14 protein-coding genes are annotated in these 17992 nt (G+C 70.8%); 5 read left to right on the forward strand and 9 right to left on the reverse strand.

The genetic code is table 11. From position 1 onward, the window contains the following. Positions 1–7: 7 nt before the first annotated feature. From AC07FA_RS07965 to AC07FA_RS07980, 4 genes are all read right to left on the reverse strand, one after another. A complete protein-coding gene (locus tag AC07FA_RS07965) occupies positions 8–1474 on the reverse strand; it encodes a M1 family metallopeptidase (protein ID WP_479073886.1) in 1467 nt (488 codons plus the stop codon). After that, a complete protein-coding gene (locus AC07FA_RS07970; protein ID WP_479073887.1) occupies positions 1471–3144 on the reverse strand; it encodes a type 2 periplasmic-binding domain-containing protein in 1674 nt (557 codons plus the stop codon). Before AC07FA_RS07970 ends, AC07FA_RS07965 begins: the two co-directional genes overlap by 4 nt. Positions 3145–3191: 47 nt before the next feature. Next, complete coding sequence (locus tag AC07FA_RS07975) at positions 3192–4052, reverse strand: carbohydrate ABC transporter permease (RefSeq protein WP_479074256.1); 861 nt, start codon at positions 4050–4052, stop codon at positions 3192–3194. Positions 4053–4143: 91 nt separating this feature from the next. Then, positions 4144–5091, reverse strand: coding sequence for an ABC transporter permease (locus AC07FA_RS07980; protein WP_479073889.1), 948 nt, complete (start codon positions 5089–5091; stop codon positions 4144–4146). Positions 5092–5430: 339 nt separating this feature from the next. Here AC07FA_RS07980 and AC07FA_RS07985 point away from each other — a divergent pair, with 339 nt between their 5' ends. From AC07FA_RS07985 to AC07FA_RS08005, 5 genes are all read left to right on the forward strand, one after another. Continuing rightward, entirely contained in the window at positions 5431–6417 is a 987-nt protein-coding gene (locus tag AC07FA_RS07985; protein WP_479073890.1) for a hydroxyacid dehydrogenase, read from the forward strand. Positions 6418–6479: 62 nt separating this feature from the next. Beyond that, positions 6480–7574 (forward strand): LacI family DNA-binding transcriptional regulator, encoded by a 1095-nt coding sequence (locus AC07FA_RS07990; RefSeq protein WP_479073892.1) that lies wholly within the window; start codon positions 6480–6482, stop codon positions 7572–7574. 167 nt (positions 7575–7741) lie between these two features. After that, positions 7742–9100: a M60 family metallopeptidase gene (locus AC07FA_RS07995; protein ID WP_479073893.1), complete on the forward strand. Its 1359-nt coding sequence runs from the start codon at positions 7742–7744 to the stop codon at positions 9098–9100. 20 nt (positions 9101–9120) lie between these two features. After that, a complete protein-coding gene (locus AC07FA_RS08000; protein ID WP_479073895.1) occupies positions 9121–11523 on the forward strand; it encodes a polysaccharide lyase 8 family protein in 2403 nt (800 codons plus the stop codon). A gap of 21 nt (positions 11524–11544) precedes the next feature. After that, on the forward strand, positions 11545–13455 hold the full coding sequence (locus AC07FA_RS08005) for a DUF2264 domain-containing protein (RefSeq protein WP_479073896.1): 1911 nt from the start codon (positions 11545–11547) through the stop codon (positions 13453–13455). A gap of 40 nt (positions 13456–13495) precedes the next feature. On the opposite strand, the gene AC07FA_RS08010 is transcribed toward AC07FA_RS08005, so the two are convergent. From AC07FA_RS08010 to AC07FA_RS08030, 5 genes are read right to left on the reverse strand one after another with little or no spacing between them, the layout of a single operon-like run. Beyond that, on the reverse strand, positions 13496–14077 hold the full coding sequence (locus AC07FA_RS08010) for a GAF domain-containing protein (protein WP_479073897.1): 582 nt from the start codon (positions 14075–14077) through the stop codon (positions 13496–13498). Next, positions 14074–14697 carry a GTP-binding protein gene (locus AC07FA_RS08015; RefSeq protein WP_479073898.1) on the reverse strand — a complete coding sequence of 208 codons (624 nt, stop codon included), beginning with the start codon at positions 14695–14697 and terminating at the stop codon, positions 14074–14076. Before AC07FA_RS08015 ends, AC07FA_RS08010 begins: the two co-directional genes overlap by 4 nt. Next, a complete protein-coding gene (locus tag AC07FA_RS08020; protein ID WP_328911596.1) occupies positions 14675–15046 on the reverse strand; it encodes a DUF742 domain-containing protein in 372 nt (123 codons plus the stop codon). Before AC07FA_RS08020 ends, AC07FA_RS08015 begins: the two co-directional genes overlap by 23 nt. 2 nt (positions 15047–15048) lie before the next feature. Then, positions 15049–15483, reverse strand: a complete 435-nt coding sequence (locus AC07FA_RS08025) for a roadblock/LC7 domain-containing protein (protein WP_479073899.1) — start codon at positions 15481–15483, stop codon at positions 15049–15051. 7 nt (positions 15484–15490) lie between these two features. Further along, a complete protein-coding gene (locus AC07FA_RS08030; protein ID WP_479073901.1) occupies positions 15491–17611 on the reverse strand; it encodes a sensor histidine kinase in 2121 nt (706 codons plus the stop codon). Positions 17612–17992 lie beyond the last annotated feature (381 nt).

Genomic DNA, 17992 nt, shown 5'->3' on the forward strand with positions numbered 1-17992 from the left:
GGGGAGTTCACGCGTTGGCCTTCCAGTCGGGGTGGCCGGGCATGGGCGGGTTGACGGCTCCGAAGAGCCAGTCGCGCAGAAACGTGTCGAGGGACGGGTCACCGGTGACGTTCACGGTGTGGGTGATGAAGTCCTCGCTGGAGACGTTGCGGTCCTTGAAGCGTTCGGGCCAGATCCGCATCACACGGTCGAAGGCGCGGTCACCGATGCGCCGGCGCAGGGCGTACAGCACGAGGGCGCCGCCGTCGTAGATGTTGGTGCCGCCGAGGGCCTTGGGAAGTCCGGGCGGGCCGTCCTTGGCGCGCACGGCGTCGAGCTTGGCGTAGGTCGCCTTCATCTTGTCGGCGAGGACGGACCAGCCGCGCTCCTCGCTGTACAGGGCGGCGTAGTAGACGGCGGGCCCCTCGTTGAGCCAGGCCTGCTGCCAGTCCGCGGGGGTGACGGAGTCGCCGTACCACTGGTGGACCAGCTCGTGGACCATGGTGTTCTCGTACGCCGGATTGCCGTCCGCGTTGAGTTTGAACCAGTTGGTGGAGAAGAGGGAGAGGGTCTGGTTCTCCAGCGCGTCGGTGTATCCGTCGTAGATGTGCATGCCGTAGACGGAGAACGGATAGCGGCCGAACCTGGCTTCCGCCCAGGCCAGATGGTCGGCGGTACGGGCGACGACGGGGCCGTACTTCTCCTCCTGGCCCTGCGGGACGACGTGCCGCAGCGGGAGTCCCCGGTGGCTGGTCCCGTAGAGGTAGGTGCCCTTGACGACGGCGATGCCGATGAGTTCGGTCGCCATGCGTTCGCGCAGGCCGAAGTGCCAGACGGTGGAGCCGTTCGCACCCGGTGTCTTGTGGAGCAGCTCACCGTTGGCGGTGGCGACGAAGCCCTCGGGCGCGCTGATGTGGAAGGTCCAGGTCGCCTTGTCGGACGGGGTGTCGTTGCAGGGCAGGAAGGTGTCGGCGCGGGAGGACTGGGCGGCGGAGGCGAAGCCGCCGTCCGTGCCGAACTTCCAGCCGGTGAGTCCGAGCCGGGGCGCCTTGCCGTTGCCGCGGTAGTGGATCTCGATGGTGAAGGGCTCGCCGTCGTGCAGGGGGGCGGCCGGGGTGACGGTGAGTTCCTGGCCGCTCTTTCCGGGGGTGAGCGCCCAGAGGGCGGCGCGCCCCGCGACCGTGACGGAGCCGATGGTGTGTCCGTCGGTGTCCAGGTTGAACGCGGACAGGTCCTGGGTGGCCTTGGCGCGCATCCGCACCACGGCCGTGAAGTCGTACGTCACGGGCGTGAAGTCGAAGGTCAGGTCGTAGTGGACGACCTGGTAGCCGCCGTTGCCGAGGGTCGGGAAGAGCGGATCGCCGACGCCGTCGGAGCCGGGAGCCGGGTCGAAGCCGTGCGGGTGTGCGGAGGCGGGCGAGCCGAGTACGGGCACGGCGACGGCGGCCGCGACGGCGGCGCCGCCGAGTCTGAGGGCGGAGCGTCGTGTGGTCACTTCTTCCCCTTCTGGAAGGCTTCCTCGAACTCGCCGCGTGCCTGCTCCGCGCCCTTGGCGAGGTAGTCCTTGACCAGCTGGTCGTAGGCCGACATGGGCTTGCGGCCGGCGATGATGTCCTTCAGCCCGTCCTGCTTGAGCGTGAGCAGGCTGCCGCTGCCCTTGGAGTCCCATGTGGGCGAGGAGTACTGGAGGGTGGGGTCCTGCTCCATGATCGGGATCATGGTGCTCAGCGTCCTGTGCACATGCCGGACGCCGTCCTCCGAGTCGGCGCTGAAGACGGCGGGCACGGCGGACGCCATGAACTTCCAGGGCACGGTGACGTCCTGGGTGCCCTGCTCGGTGAGCGTGGGATTGCCCTGGGCGTCGCGGTTGAAGTCGGTACCTTCGACGCCGTAGTTGATCAGCATGTGCTCCTGGCTGCCGAAGGGGGAGGCGGCGAAGTCGGCGAGTGCGAGCACCTGTTGGACGCGTTCGCCTGACGCCTTCCTGATGTGCGTGCTCTGGAGTGCGACGTTGTCCATCCAGGCGATGGCGTCCTTGCCGAACGGGACGAACGGCCGCGGGTCGTAGGCCTTGTCGATCGCCTTCATCGCGGCGATGTAGCCGACGCCCGGTGCCAGGTAGGTGGGCATGCCGTCGTAGACGTACGCGCCCTTGCCGTTCTTGAACATGTCCGTGTACTGGGCCTTCTGCGCCCCGGACATCTGGAGGGTGCCGGGGTAGAAACAGCCCGCGGCGTAGAGGGAGCGGGCGGTCTCCACGGCCTGGCGGTACTCCGGGGTCTCCAGGTCGGTGGTGAACGCGCCGGTGGCCGCGTCGAGCCGCCAGAAGTACGGCGCGCCAGCCGACATCGCGAGGACGTTGGTGGCCCCCGCGATGATCGCGTACTGGTCCTTCTCGGGGCGGGTCAGCTCCTTGCACGCCTCGACGAACCGGTCGAGGCCGGTGATCTGGTCGAGGCTCGTGATTCCGATCTCCGCGAACAGGTCATGGCGGTAGAAGCCGGCTCCGCCGGTGCCCGTACGCGCGATCGGGATGCCGTAGAGCTTTCCGCCGAAGATCGCGGCCTGCCAGGCGGCCTTCGGTATGGCGGCGAGGTTCGGGTAGTCCTTGATCTTCTCGCCGGCGAGGTACGGGGTGAGGTCGGCGCACTTGGCGTGGAGGAAGGCGGCCTTGTTGTCGACGCCGCCGACCTCGGGGTACATGAAGAGGTCGGGCAGGCTGTCGCTGGCGACCATCGTGGAGAATTTCGTGCCGTAGTCGTCGGCCGGCACGGCGGCGAAGTCGACCTTGCCCCCGAGCAGCTTCTCGATCTCCCGCCAGGCGGCGTTCCTCGCACGGGCGGGTGGCGGCGGGGAGAACGTCTCCGCCGTCACGCTGATCGGGGACGCCCCCTTGAGCGGGGTGCCCTTGGTGGCCCGCAGCGGCCTGGCGGGATAGCGGAAGAAGCCCTGCGGGACGCCTGCGGCGGTACCGGGAAGGTCGGGCTTGAGCCCGATGTTGCGGACGGCGGTGCCGGGCAGCAGTGAGGCGCTCTTGGCCTCCGCCTTCGCTGTCGTGCCGCCGTCGCCGCAGGCGGCGAGAAACGGTGCCGCGGCCACGGCCAGTCCGGCGCCCGCACCCATGCGGAACAGCGCTCTGCGGTTGATGGGGGTGGAGCTCGACACGGAAATCTCCTTGAGTGAAGGGAAGAAGAGGCCGGTGTTCCCGGCGGTCAGCCCTTGATGGCTCCGGTGAGCACGCCCTTGGTGAAGTAGCGCTGGAGGAAGGGGTAGACCAGGAGGATCGGCACGACGGCGATCACGAGGACCGCCATCTGCACGGCCTGCTGCGGGGCGAGCGCCTCTCCGACGGAGGCGCTGTTGAGGCTCTGGCCCTGGAGGACGTAGGTCCGCAGCACCATGGGCAGCGGCCACTTCGCGGAGTCGTTCAGGTACAGGAGCGAGTTGAAGAAGGCGTTCCAGTACGTCACGGCGTAGAAGAGGCTGATCACGGCGAGGACGGCCTTGGAGAGCGGCAGCACGATCCGTACGAGAATCCGCAGGTCGCCGGCTCCGTCGACCTTCGCCGCGTCGTACAGCTCCTCGGGGAGGTTCATGAAGAAGGACCGCAGGACGACCAGGTTGAAGGCGCTGACCAGGGTGGGCATGACGAGCGCGGCGTAGGTGTCGTACAGGCCGAGGCCCTTGACCAGCAGGAAGTTGGGGATGATCCCCGCGTTGAACAGCATCGTGAACAGTGCCGTCATGAGGATGAAGCGGGAACCGGTGACCTCGCGGCGGGACAGTCCGTACGCCATGCCGACCGTGACGAGGAGGCTGGCGAGCGTGCCGACGACCGTGATGCCGACGCTGACGATCAGTGCCCGGGTCACGACGCCGCCGGTGAAGATGGTGCGGTAGGCGTCGAGGGTCGGGTGGTCGGGCCACAGCACGAGCCCGGTGGAGCGGATGATGTCGGTCTGCGAGGCGAAGCTGGTGCCGATCACACCGAGCAGCGGGTAGGCGACCGCGCCGACCACGACGAGGACGGCCAGGCCCTTGGCCAGCTGTCCGGCACGGGTCGGCTTCTCCATCCACGGCGGCCGGCCGTCGGATCTCCACTTCGGGGCGGTGCGGCCGGTCTTCTTCACCGGCTCCGTCGTGACGGATTCCGGCAGCGTCTTCTCAGCGGTCAGCACCGCGGTACACCCCTTCGTGGCCGAGGCGGTGGGCGAGCTTGTTCGCGCCCAGGACGAGCGCGGTGCCGATGACCGCCTTGACGAGTCCGACGGCGGCGGCGACGCCCCAGTCGTTGTCCTTGATGCCGTGGTAGTAGACGTACGTGTCCAGGACCTCTCCGGCGTCCGGTCCGACCGCGTCGCGCTGGAGCAGGATCTGCTCGAAACCGACGGAGAGGATCTGCCCGAGGTTGAGGATGAGCAGGAGGATCAGGACGGGGGCGATGCCCGGCAGGGTGACGTGCCACAGCCGTCGGCGGGGCCCTGCCCCGTCGATCGCCGCGGCTTCGTACTGCTGCCGGTCGATGTTGAGCAGCGCGGCGAGGATGATGATCGTGCCCCAGCCCGCGTCCTTCCAGGCCACCTGGAGGGTGAGCAGCCAGGGGAAGGCGTCGGGGTCGCTCATCATGTCGTAGCGCGGGAGCCCGAGGCCTCCGAGGACGTCGGGCAGGAGGCCCGCGCCGCCCAGGATCTGCTGGAAGATCGAGACGATGATGACCCAGCCGATGAAGTGCGGCAGATAGACGACGCTCTGCACGAAGCGCCGGATGCGGTCGCTGACGATGCTGTTGAGCAGCAGCGCCAGGGCGATGGGGATCGGGAAGAAGAACACCAGCTGGACGAGGGCGATCTCCAGGGTGTTGAACGTGGCGGTCCAGAACGCCGGCTCACCGAACGCCGCCGTGAAGTTGGCGAACCCCACCCAGACGCTGTGCATGTAGCCGAGGTACGGCTCGTAGTCCTGGAACGCGACGACGTAGCCGAGCAGCGGCACGTAGTGGAAGACGATGAAGTAGAGCAGGCCGGGCAGTGTGAGCAGCAGCATCACCCGGTCCCGCTTGATCCGCTGCCACAGGGTCTGTTCCCTCGGCAGCGGGGGTGCTGTTTCAGCCATGGTGCGTCCTGTTCGGCTGGGCGGCGCGTGGTGAGCCTTCTGCGGCCGCAAGTTAGTAAGCGGTTAACCCCAGCGTCAAGAGATTCGCGGAAACGGCTGCGTTACGCGCTGCTCCCGGCAATCGATCTGGCACCGTGTTTGGGTAAATCACGGTGTTAAGCGGACAGTTGAGCGTCGGGGTCGCTTGACGGTCGGGTGTCGGGCTCCTTAGCGTGCCGGTCATTCCATAGAACGCGATTACTGTCCGGAGGCAGGGTGCGAACCACCGAAGAGGCGCCGGCTCGTTCCGGGGCCGAGGGAGCGACACCGCCACCGAAGCGGCCGCGCACGGTCCTGGTCATGAGCCCCGGACTGCTCGACGACGTCTTCCCGCCTCCTGTACGGGCTGGGCTGGAGGAGGTCGCCGACCTGAACAGCCCTGCTGTGATCAGCGAGTTCGACTCACCGGACGCCGTGGCGGCGCTGGCCGGGGCGGAGGTTCTGCTGACCGGCTGGGGCTGCCCGCCCGTCGACGCCGCGTTGCTGGAGCGGGCGCCCGCCCTGCGGGCGGTGATCCACGCGGCGGGCACGGTGAAGACGTTTCTGTCGCCGGTGGCCTTCGACCGGGGCATCGTCGTCTCCTCGGCGGCGGCGGCCAACGCCGTGCCGGTGGCCGAGTACACGCTGGCGGCGATCATCATGGGCGCCAAGCGGGTCTTCCCGCTGGCCGAGCTGTTCCGCTCCCGCCGCACCCACCGCACGGGCGCCGACCTGGACCGGCAGCACTGGCTCGGCACGCACGGGCTGACCATCGGCGTCGTCGGCGCCTCCCGGATCGGCCGGCGGGTCATCGAACTGCTCCGGGTCCTGGACGCCGACGTCCTGCTGTACGACCCCTACGTCACCCCCGCCGAGGCCCACCGCCTCGGAGTCACCCCCACCGACCTGGACACCCTCGTCGCCACGAGCGACGTGGTCACCGTCCACGCCCCGGACACCCCGGAGACACGCGGCCTGATCGACGCACGCAGAATCGCGCTGATGCGCCCCGGCACTCTGCTGGTCAACACGGCACGCGGACCGCTGGTGGACACCGAGGCCCTCACGGAGCACCTGGTCAGCGGGCGTCTGGACGCCGTACTCGATGTCACGTCACCCGAGCCGCTGCCGGACGGGCACCCCCTGTGGGAGCTGCCGAACGTCTTCATCACCCCGCACCTGGCGGGTGCCCAGGGCAACGAGGTGGGACGTCTCGGGGCGCTCGCCGTCGACGAATTGCGGCGGTACGCGAACGGCACGGCCTTCGCGCACCCGGTGCGCCGGGCCGATCTGGGGAGGATCGCATGAACCGCACGGCCCCGCAGGCTCTAGGCTCGTCGTCACACAACAGTCAGCAGGGGGTGGGCCGGATGCGCCGGCAGAGCACGGCCGGGGACGGACAGCGGCGGGCGACGGTCACCGATGTGGCGTTGCTCGCGGGCGTCTCCACGGCGACCGTCTCGCGCGTACTCAACCGGAACTACCCGGTCGCACAGGCCACCCGGGAACGCGTCGAGTCCGCCATGCGCGAGCTCGGTTACGTGGTCAACGCACACGCCCGCGCCCTCGCCGGGGTCTCCAACCGGACCGTCGGCATCATCGTCAACGAGGTCATCGACCCCTTCTACGCCTACATCGCCCGCGGGGTTGAGCGGGAGGCCGCGCTCGGCGGCCGCCTCTGTCTGGTCTGCTGCACCCAGGGCGATCCGCAGCGCGAGCTGGCCTTCATCGAGCTGATGCACGAGCGCCGGGCCGACGCGGTGATCGTGGTGGGCGGCAGCATCGCCGACCGCACCTACACGTCCGAACTGGCCCGCAGGGCAAGGGAGCTGGACGCGGGCGGCTCGAAGCTCGTGCTGTGCGGCAGGCCGCCGCTGGGCGAGCACGCCCCGACCGCTTCGGTGGAGTACGACAACGAGGGCGGTGCCTTCGCCATCACCGACCATCTGCTGATGCAGGGCCACGAGCGCATCCTGTACCTGGGCGGGCCGCCCAAGCTCTCCACCACCCGTGACCGGCTGGCCGGACACCGGCGCGCGCTGGAGCTGCGCGGGGTGACACCCGACCCCGAACTGGCGCAGCCGGGTGCCTTCAGCCGCGGCTTCGGTCATCGCAGGATGGCCGAACTACTGCGGGACGGACCGGAGTTCACCGCGGTGTTCGCCGCCAACGACATGGTGGCCGCCGGAGCCGCCCAGGCGCTGGAGGAGGCCGGGCTCCGGGTCCCGCAGGACATCTCCCTGGTGGGGTACGACGACATCCCGGTCGCGCAGGAGATGCGGCCCAGGCTGACCACGGTGCACGTACCGCTGGAGGAGATGGGGCGGCAGGCCGTGCGGCTGGCCGTGTCGGGCGGTGACGAGGACGACTGGCGCGAGCCGACGACGGGCGCACTGCGGCTCGGCACGCACATCGTGGTGCGCGATTCCGTGGCGCCCCGGTCCACGAAGAACAGCCGGGTGTGACCGGTTACTACGCCGATGTCCGTCGTTGACCGCAGTCGGCCATAGAAAATCACAGTAACTTTCCACCCCCTCTTGCGGCTCCGTAGCAACCGCTTACATGCTGTCGCGCAGTCCAGCCTTTCCGCACGCCGCCGTCCCGCACTCATCGTCTGCAGGGAGAGTTCCGCATGCGCACCCCCAAGCCTTCCGCTTCGTCCGCCCGCGCCTCCGTCAGCCGTCGCACCGTCCTCGCCTCGGCGGCGGGGGCCGGAGCCCTGGCCGCCCTCGGCGCCGCCGCGAGTCCCGCCGCCGCCCGGTCCCGCCGCCCCCTGTCCGAGATCCTCCTCACCGCCCGGCCGGCCGCCGAGGCGGAGCGGCTCCGGCTCGGACAGGCCCTGCGCGGCAGCGAGTTCGACCCCACCGGGCTCTACGTCCCGGCGGGCGCGGCACTGTCACTGACCGTCCAGCCGCACGACGGCCTCGTCCCCACACTCTGGATCGGGGCCTGGGACTACTACGGCGAGATCAAGGAACCGCGCCGCTACCCCCTGGTCGCCGGAGCCAACGAGGTGACCGACCCGCACGGCGGGCCGGTCTATCTGTCGCTGACCGGTGCGGGCGAACGGGCGAGCGTGCTGTTCCGCTCCGGGGCCGTGCAGATGCCCGTCTTCGCCCTGGGCGAGACCACCGAGGCGGAGTACCAGAACCGTCTGGACACACTGACCGCATCGCCGTACGTCGAACTCACCGCCCCCCGCACCATCCTGACGCTCTCCCGTGACGGCGCGCTCCTGTACCGCGCCGAGGACCACACCGCCCTGCTGGAGCTGATCGAGACGCTCATCGAGTCGCACGCCCGGATCAGCGGACTGGACGGGTCGAAGGCGGTGCACCGGCGGAAGGCGGGGCCGTACCACTTCACCGAGGTCACCAAGGTGCCGACCGGAGTCGGCGCCTTCGCGACCCACGGCTACAACGGCTTCCCCCGCGCGTATCTGGACCGCGCCACGACCGTGACCGGGCTGCGGACCCGTGGCTGGGGTTTCTACCACGAGCTCGGTCACCTGCATCAGCAGTTCGCCTACAAGCCGGGCGGCCTCACCGAGGTCACCGTCAACATCTACTCGCTGGCCGCGCAGCGCACCCTGAACCAGCCGTCCAACCTCCTGACAGTCGACGCGACGACGGGGCTGACCTATTTCCAGTCCGCGCAGCGCAAGTTCGGCACGGCCGGGCTGACGTACGAGAAGTCCTTCGGCGCCTACGAGAAGCTCGTTCCGCTCCGGCAGTTGGAGCTGGCCTTCGGCGACGGCTTCTGGCCCCGCATGCACCAGCTGGTACGGGAGGAGAACCCGCAGTCCCACTACACGGAGAACGACAAGCGCTACCGGGCCCTGGCCACCTACTCCAGCCGTGTCGCCGGATACGACCTCACGGACTTCTTCGTGAACACCTGGGCGTTCCCCATCGACGCGACCGGCAAGGCGGAGCTTGCGGCGCTGAATCTGCCGCAGCCGCCCGTCGACCCCAGCACGCTCACCGACTGACCACGGCGGAAGGAAACCCGATGCGACTCAGCAGACGTTCCCTCCTGGCCGCGACGGCGTTGACGGGTGCCACCGCCCTCGTCACGGCGCAGCCCGGTCCGGCCAGCGGGGCCGAGCCCCTCGACGCCGACACCGCCACACTTCTCCAGCGGGCCGAAACCCTGATCACCGGGGGCGACTTCGACCCCGCGGACCCCGACTTCGCCATCGCCGTCAGCGCACTGGACAGCACCGCGAGGGGCCTGTGGGACACCCTCGACCGCGGTGCCGCGCGCACCGCCCTCTGGCCCGACCTCGCCCCGGTGACCGACCCGGGCAACTTCGGTCAGAGCTACACCAGGCTCCGCACCCTGGCCACGGCCTGGGCCACGCCCGGCACCTCACTGACCGCCGACGCCTCCGTGGCCGACGCGATCGTGGCGGCGCTGCGCTTCGCGTACGACACCGCCTACAACCCGGCCAGGCGCGAGACGGGCAACTGGTGGTTCTGGGAGATCGGCGCACCGCGCGCCCTGATGGACACGGCCGTCCTGCTGCGCGACCGGCTCCCGGCCACCGATCTGGCGGACTATCTTTCGGTCGTCGACCGCTTCTGCCCCAACGCGGACCGTCGCACCAACTCCCCCACCCTCTCGGAGACCGGCGCCAACCGCACCGACAAGGCGGTGATCGTCGCGCTGCGCGGGCTGCTCGGCGGTGACGGCGCGAAGATCGCCTCGGCCCGGGACGCCCTGTCGGACGTGCGCGACTCCGGCCGCAACAGCCTGTTCCGGTACGCCACTTCGGGCGACGGCTTCTACGAGGACGGTTCGTTCGTCCAGCACGCCGTGGTCGCCTACACCGGTACGTACGGGGCGATCCTCCTGAACGGGACCGCCCATCTGCTGGCGCTGCTCGCCGGTTCGCGGTGGGCGGTGACCGACCCGAACGTGTCGGTGATGTACGAGGCCGTCGAGCGCAGCTTCACTCCGGTGATGTTCGACGGGCTGATGATGGACGCCGTGCGCGGCCGTGCCGTCTCCCGGGAGCGGGCGGGCGACCACCGCGACGGGGCGGCGGCCGTCGCCGGAATTCTGCTGCTGGCCACCGGCGCGCCGGACGCCTACGCCGCTCGCTGGCGCGCGGTCGTCAAGGGATGGATCACCCGTAACCGCACCACTCCGTTCGCCGGGCTGGCCTCCCTTCCCCAACTGGCGCTCGCCAAGGACGTCCTGAGTGATGACGGCATCCGGGCCGAGGACCGCACCACGGGCCTCTTCGTCTTCGCCGACATGGACCGGGTCGTTCACCGCCGGCCGCGCTGGGCGTACACACTCTCGCTGTCGTCCCGGCGCATATCGGCGTACGAGGCGGGCAACGGCGAGAACCTGCACGGCTGGTACACCGGCGACGGCATGGGATATCTCTACGACGCGGACGATCTCGGGCAGTTCAACGACGGGTTCTGGCCGACCGTGGATCCGTACCGCCTTCCCGGCACCACGGTCGACACCCGTACCCGGACGGATCTCGGTACGGGCGGCGGCACGTCCACATACCGGCCCGCGAACACCGTCGCGGGCGGCGCGGTGCTGCACGACCGTTACGGCGCCGCCTCGATGGAGCTGATCAGCGCGTCGGGCAGCACCCTGCGGGCGAAGAAGTCGTGGTTCCTGCTCGACAACATGGTGGTCGCGCTCGGTGCGGGCATCACCGCCACGGACGGCCGCACGGTCGAAACCGTGGTCGAGAACCGCAATCTGGGCCGTGAGGGTACGCCGCACCTCGTGATCGACGGGGTACGGCAGGCCGAGTCCCAGGGCTGGTCGGGGGAGTTCGGGAAGGCGGGCTGGGCCCATGTCGAAGGGGTCGGCGGTTATGTCTTCCCCGGCAGGACCGCGCTGCGCGCTCTGCGGGAGGAGCGCACGGGCACCTGGCGCTCCCTCAACACCGGTGCCGACACCGGCGGTTCGACGGCTCCCGTCACGCGTCGCTATCTCACTCTCTGGGTCGATCACGGCTCCTCCCCGACCGGGGCGGGGTACGCCCATGTCCTGCTGCCCGGCGCCTCGCCCCAGGCGACCGCGGTGTGGGCGCACTCCCGCCCGGTGCGCGTCGTCGCCAACGACGCGGCCGCGCAGGCCGTGGAGGTGCGGCGGCTCGGACTGACCGCGGTGAACTTCTGGAGTGCGGGCACGGCGGCCGGGATCACCTCCTCCGGGCCGGCCTCCGTGCTGGTCCAGCAGCGCGACGGCCGGATCTCCGTCGCGGTGTCCGACCCCGGCCGCACCCTCACCACGCTCTCCCTGGAGCTGCCGTACCCGGTGAGCGCGGTGAGCGGCGCCGACAGCACGGTGGGCGTCACCACCGGCCGCAGGGGCGTCCTCACCGTCGCGGTCGGCGGGTCGCGCGGCCGCACCCATCACGCCGAACTCGTCCAGTAGCCCACCCCGAGGAGCAGCACCATGTCCGTCGCCCCGCATCTGCGCCTGCCGCCACCCGACCGGGTCCTGTCGTCACGTACCGGCTGGACCCGCGCCCACTGGGAGGCGACGGCCGACCGGATGCTGGACGCGCTCGTGCCGTACGCGACCCCCGGCCTCGCCCAGTACCGGCTGCCCGGCCGGAACAGCTGGTCGGGTGTCGTGTCCGACGGACTCGAAGGGTTCGCCCGGTCGTTCCTGCTGGCCGCCTGCCGGATCGCCGGCGCGGGCGGCGCGGTCGACCCGGGTCTCATCGAGCGCTACGCGGCGGGGCTGGCCGCCGGCACGGACCGGGGCGGCAGGGAGCCGTGGCCCGAACTGACGGACTGTTCGCAGCAGATGGTCGAAGCCGCCTCGATCGCGGTGGCCCTGCACGAGACGCGGCCGTGGATCTGGGACCGGCTGGACGCCGGGGTGCGGGAGCGGGTCGTCGACTGGTTCTCGGGCTTCGTCGGTGGGCGTACGTGGGACAACAACTGGCGGCTCTTCCAGGTGGTGTCGGAACAGTTCCTGGCCTCGGTCGGTGCCCCGTACAGCCGTCAGGACATCGAGTCGGGCCTCGACCGGATCGAGGACTGGTACGTCGGCGACGGCTGGTACACCGACGGGGACGGCCGGAACTTCGACTACTACATCGGCTGGGCGATGCACCTGTACCCGCTGCTGTGGTCACGGATCGCGGGCGATGACGACGGCGGCCGGACGGGGGTCTACCGGGAGCGCCTGAGCAGGTTCCTCGTCGACTACCCGCACTTCTTCGGCGGGGACGGTGCCCCCGTACACCAGGGGCGCTCCCTGACGTACCGGTTCGCCGCGCTCGCTCCGGTATGGATGGGTGCGCTGGCCGACTGCACCCCCCTCGCACCCGGGCTGACCCGCCGCCTCGCCTCGGGCACGCTCCGGCACTTCGTCGAGCGCGGGGTGCCGGACGAGCGGGGCCTGCTGCCGCTGGGCTGGTACGACACCTTCCTCCCGGTCACCCAGCCGTACTCCGGACCGGCTTCCCCCTACTGGGCGAGCAAGGGGTTCCTCGGGCTGCTGCTTCCGGCGGAGCACCCGGTCTGGACCGAGCGGGAACTGCCCCTTCCCGTCGAGGAGTCCGATACGTACACGGCACTCCCGGCACCCGGCTGGCTGCTGCACGGCACCCGGCACGACGGCATCGTCCGGCTGGTCAACCACGGCAGCGACCATCAGCCGCCCCACGACGAAGGCTCCGGCCCGGGCGAGGATACGGAGGACCCGCATTACGCGAAGCTCGCCTACTCCACCGCCACCGCGCCCGAGTCCGCCCCGCACGCGGTGGCACGCTCCGTCGACAACCACCTGGCGCTCCTGGCGTCCGACGGGACACCGTCACGGCGTGCCCGCATCCATCCCCTGCGCTGCGAGGACCGGATCGCCGCCTCCTGGTACGCGGCCCGGTTCCCGGGCGACGACCGTGCGTACCGCGTCGGGACGACGAGTGTGCTGCACGGCCCCTGGGAGATCCGCGTCCACCGGGTCGAGGCCCCGGCAGGGGTGTCGGTGCGGGAGGGGGGTCATGCGGTGGCGCACACGGAGAGCCCGGCCGCCCGGACCGGACCGGGCTGGGCGCTGTCGCGTACCGCCGACGGACTGAGCAGCGCCGTCATCGCGCTGTACGGCTGGGGCGACGGTACGGCGGAGGTGGCCCGGGACGTCCAGTCCAACGCGTTCGGGCCGCGCTCGGCCGTCCCGTACCTGCGGCTCGACCGCCACCCGGGAGGCCGGAGCACCCATGTGTCGTTGGTGGCACTGTCCCGCGACACGATCCATCCGCAGGCGCTGCGCGACGCGGTGTCCGTGCGGGCCGGCGCCGGGGACGCCTCGGTGGAGCTGACGTTCCTGGACGGTACGACGGTCGAGGTGTGACCGGGGCGCGCCCAGAGGTGCGGAGCCGGCGCGGCCCGCGTCAGCCGCGGCGGCGCTCCCTGCGGTCGATGTAGCCGACGAGCTCCTGGGCCAGGGACTTGATCGTGTCGAGGCCGGCCCGGCCCCAGGGGCGGGGCACGGTGTCGACCGCGCACACCGTGCCGAGGGCGATGCCCGTACGGTCGATGAGCGGAGCCCCGAGATAGGAACGAATGCCTATTTCGTCGACGACGGGGTTGCCCGCGAAGCGCGGGTAGTCGCACACGTCGTCCAGCACGAGGGCCTTGCGGCGCAGGAGAACGTGCGGGCAGTAGCCGTGGTCGCGCGCCATGTGGCGTCCGCTCCGGCCGCTGCTCGCGGCCGCGGCCCCCAGGTCCGAGCCGCTCCGCGTCCCCGCCGGGGTGTGCAGCCCTGCGAAGAACTGGCGGTTCTCGTCGATGAAGTTGACCATCGAGAAGGGCGTCGCCGTCACTTCGGCCACCCTGTCGGCGAAGGCGTCGAAGCTCTCGAACGAGGCATCGGCCCGCTCCCCGAGGTCCAGTCCGCGCAGCCGCCTGGCCCGGACCGACCCGTCCGGGTCGACCGGGGTGAGCAGCAGCCGGCCGGTCGCGTAGCGGGTCACGGATGGGCTCCGAAACCGGCCACCGGGGCCGGGGCGGTGGTGGCGTTGATGAGGTGCTGGACCAGGGTCACCAGGGCGCCGGTGCCCGAACTGGCGATCCGGGCGTCGCAGAGGACCACGGGCACCTCGGGGCCGAGGTCGAGTGCGGCCCGTACCTCGTCGGGCTCGTACCGGTAGGCACCGTCGAACTCGTTGACCGCGACGATGAAGCCGATGCCGCGCCTCTCGAAGAAGTCGACGGCGGCGAAGCACTCGGCGAGCCGCCGGGTGTCGGCGAGCACGACGGCGCCCAGTGCCCCCTTGGAGAGTTCGTCCCACATGAACCAGAACCGTTCCTGGCCGGGGGTGCCGAAGAGGTAGAGCACGTGCTGCTCGGAGAGCGTGATGCGGCCGAAGTCCATGGCCACGGTGGTGGCCGTCTTGGACTCGATGCCTTCGAGGCTGTCGGTCGCCACGCTGACCTGCGTCAGCAGTTCCTCCGTGCTCAGCGGTGCGATCTCGCTGACCGCGCCCACGAACGTCGTCTTGCCGACGCCGAACCCGCCCGCGACCAGGACCTTGAGGGCCACGGGAAAGAATTCGGAGCTTCCGGTGCTGTCAGAGCTGTCGTCGTAGACCATCGAGCACTGCCTCCAGCAGGGATCGGTCGGTGGGCGTGTCATGGAAAGCGGGGGCGTGCGCGGTGACCGCACCGCAGTCGACCAGGTCGGACAGGAGCACCTTGGTGACGACTGCGGGCAGCCGGAGGTGTGCGGCGATCTCGGCCACGGACGTGGGGCCGTCGCACAGTCCCAGGGCCACGGAGTGTTCGGGCCCCAGATGGATCTGGGGCTCGCTCCCGGTGGCCATCACCAGGGAGAGCAGGTCGAGCACGGTGGTCGGCCGCGTCCGGCCGTTGCTCACGGTGTACGGGCGGATGAGCCGGCCGGCCGCGTCGTCGAGCAATGGCCCGTCCTGCGGGGCCGGCACCCTCACAGCCCCGGGGTGTACGGTGCCCCGGCCGCTTGCCGTACCGGGGTCATCAGATAGGGCCGCACGCTCTTGATCAGCATGGCCATCTCGTAGCCGAGCACCGCCGCGTCCGCCTCGCGTCCGGCCAGCACGGCGAGGCAGGTGCCGGACCCGGCGGTGGAGACGAAGAGCAGCGTCGAGTCGAGTTCGACGACCACCTGCCGTACGTCGCCGTTGTCACCGAAGCGGGCTCCGGCGCTGCGGCCTAGGGAGTACAGACCGGCGGCCAGGGCCGCCATGTGGTCGGCGCTGTCGGGGTCCATGCCATGGACGGATTTCACCAGACCGTCGGCCGAGAGCAGGACCGCGCTGCGCGTATAGGGCACGCGCTGGACCAGCCCGCTCAACAGCCAGTCGAGATCGGCGATCTGACCGGACGGCATTTCGCTCGCCATGGTGCATCTACTCCTTGGGGGTGTTCTGTGCGGGGCTGCCCTGTGCGGGCGCGTAGCCGGGCGCGGCGGGATCGGTCCGGTGCGCGTCGGACGGGCGTGGGTCGGGCACGTACGGGCCGGGGTGGTGCCGGTCCGGCACGAGGGGGGCAGACAGGTGCGGGTCGAGCAGGTGCGGCTCGGGGTGCGCCGCTTCGCGGGGCCCGGCCCGGAGCGGGTCCGGCGGCTGCGGATCGGGGTACGTCTGCCGCAGCGGCTCGGGGACCCGGCGCGGTCCCGGACCGCGGACCGGGAGCGGTACGGGGCCGGCGTCCCGCTGCGTACCGGGGGCCGGGCCGACCGCCGCAGGGCCTTCGTGGCTCGCTCCGTAGACGGTTTCGGCGGTGTCCTCGGCCGACCGTGCCTCGGCGAGGTCGACTCCGCGCCGGAACGCGGCCACGAGACCGGGGTCGTGCACGGCGTGTTCGTCCCCGACGCGGGGAGCGGGCGCCTCCCGCAGCTGCGGGACGAGATGCTCCTGGTTGCTGCGCCGGGGAAGCTGGGGGCGGCCCGTGGCGCCGCCAGCTCCGGAGGTTGTGCCGGTGACGGCGCCGAGTCCTCCCCCGGTCTCGCCGGGAGTCTGGACGCCGGGGAGGTTCCCGGCCGTCTCCGGACGGTCCACGCGTTCGGCGCGGAGCGGCTGCGGCGGAGGCGACGGGGGCCGGACCGTGTGCGGCTGAGCGGTGTGGGGCTGGGGTGTCTGCGGCTGAGCGGTGTGGGGCTGAGGGGTGTGCGGCTGAGATGCCTGGGGAGGCGCCGTCCCCGCCCGGCCGGCGCCGTCCTCGGCGGGCGGGCGGTGTACGGCTCCGGGCGGCGGGACCGGTACGGCATCGGGGTTCATCACCCCTCCGGCCTCGTCTTCGACGCCCAGCAGGGCCTGGGGCAGGATGAGCACGGCTTGCGTGCCCCCGTAGATATTGCTCTGGAGGCGTACGGCGATGCCGTGGCGACGGGCCAGCGCGGAGACGACGAAGAGACCGATCCGGCCGTCCTGCAACAGGTGGCCGACGTTGACCTGGTCCGGGTCGGCGAGCAGGGCGTTCATCCGCTTCTGCTCGGGGCCCGGCATCCCGAGCCCCCGGTCCTCGACCTCCAGGGCGAGACCCGCCGTGACGTGCTGGGCTCGCAGCAGCACCTGGGTGTGCGGGGCGGAGAACACGGTGGCGTTCTCGACGAGTTCGGCCAGCAGGTGGATCACGTCGGCGACGGCGTGGCCGCGCAGCGTGCCGTCGATCGGCGGCACGAGCTTGACCCGTGGGTACTGCTCGACCTCGGCGATCGCCGAGCGCAGTACCTCCGTCATGGTGACCGGGTTGCTCCACTGCCGCCGGGAGACGGCCCCGCCCAGCACGGCGAGATTCTCTGCGTGCCGGCGGATGCGCGTGGCCAGGTGGTCGACGTGGAAGAGGCCCTTGAGCAGGTCCGGGTCCTCGACCTCGTGTTCCAGCTCGTCCAGGATCTGGATCTCGCGGTGGACGAGGGACTGGAGACGCCGGGCGAGGTTGACGAAGACCTCGACCTTCTGTTCGTTTCCGTTGTTGCTGAAGAGCCGGGACGCCTGCACGACGGCCGCGACGGCCTTGTCCTGCGAGCGTCCCAGTTCCTGGGCGAGCAGGTCGAAGGCGTCGGCCCCCGGTTCGCTGGGCTGCGGGGGGCGGCGGGCCGGCACGGGTTCACCGTTGCGGAGCTGTTCCACCACGCGTTGCAGGTCGGCCTGGCCCTGGGCGCTGGAGCGCCGCAGCGCCTGGCAGCGGTCGAGGACCCCGGAGGCGACGCGGCCCGCACCGAGAAACGCCGCGGCGACGGCTGCGACGGCCAGAGCGCCCGATCCGCCGAGCGCGGCCCAGAGACTGGCGGAAGGGCGTTCGCCGGAGGCCCGGATGGTGAAGATGACAGCCGCGGCGCCGCTCAGCACGGCGGCGATCGTCGGCAGGAGAGCGGTCCGGATCAGTTGGGGGCGTATGCGGGCGTCGGGTGGCGGCTGAACGGCACGCGGCCTGGCCGTGGCCGAATGGGAGCGGGCACCCGGACGGCCGTGCCGCCCGCCCTCTCGGCGTTCCGGTCGCGCGGTGGGTGCGCGAAGTTGAGACATCATCGTCCTCGGTACGTGGGGCACCCGGAATCAGCGTTCAGTGGTGTCGCCTACGGCAGTCGGTCAGGCTGGGGTCAACGGTCGGGCAGGCTCGGAGGATATGAGCCCACCGTTGATCGCCGAGCACACACGGTAGTCGTCAACCGCGTATGCGCGGCGTGCAGTTGTCGAACTTGCCCGCCGTGCGTCCCGCTCTGGTATGACCTCTCGCACGCGCGGACGAATACGCGTGATTGACATCCGCGTCGCCGGCTTCGCGCGCTCGAAGCGGCACCGGGGGACGCGACGGCCCGCGAGAAGCCGCCATGGCCAAATCGAACCCTTGATCGCACACGGAACCTTCACATACCTTGCCTCGCGGCGAGGCGCCCGCAGGCATGC

The sequence above is a fragment of the Streptomyces sp. NPDC045968 genome (assembly GCF_056430475.1).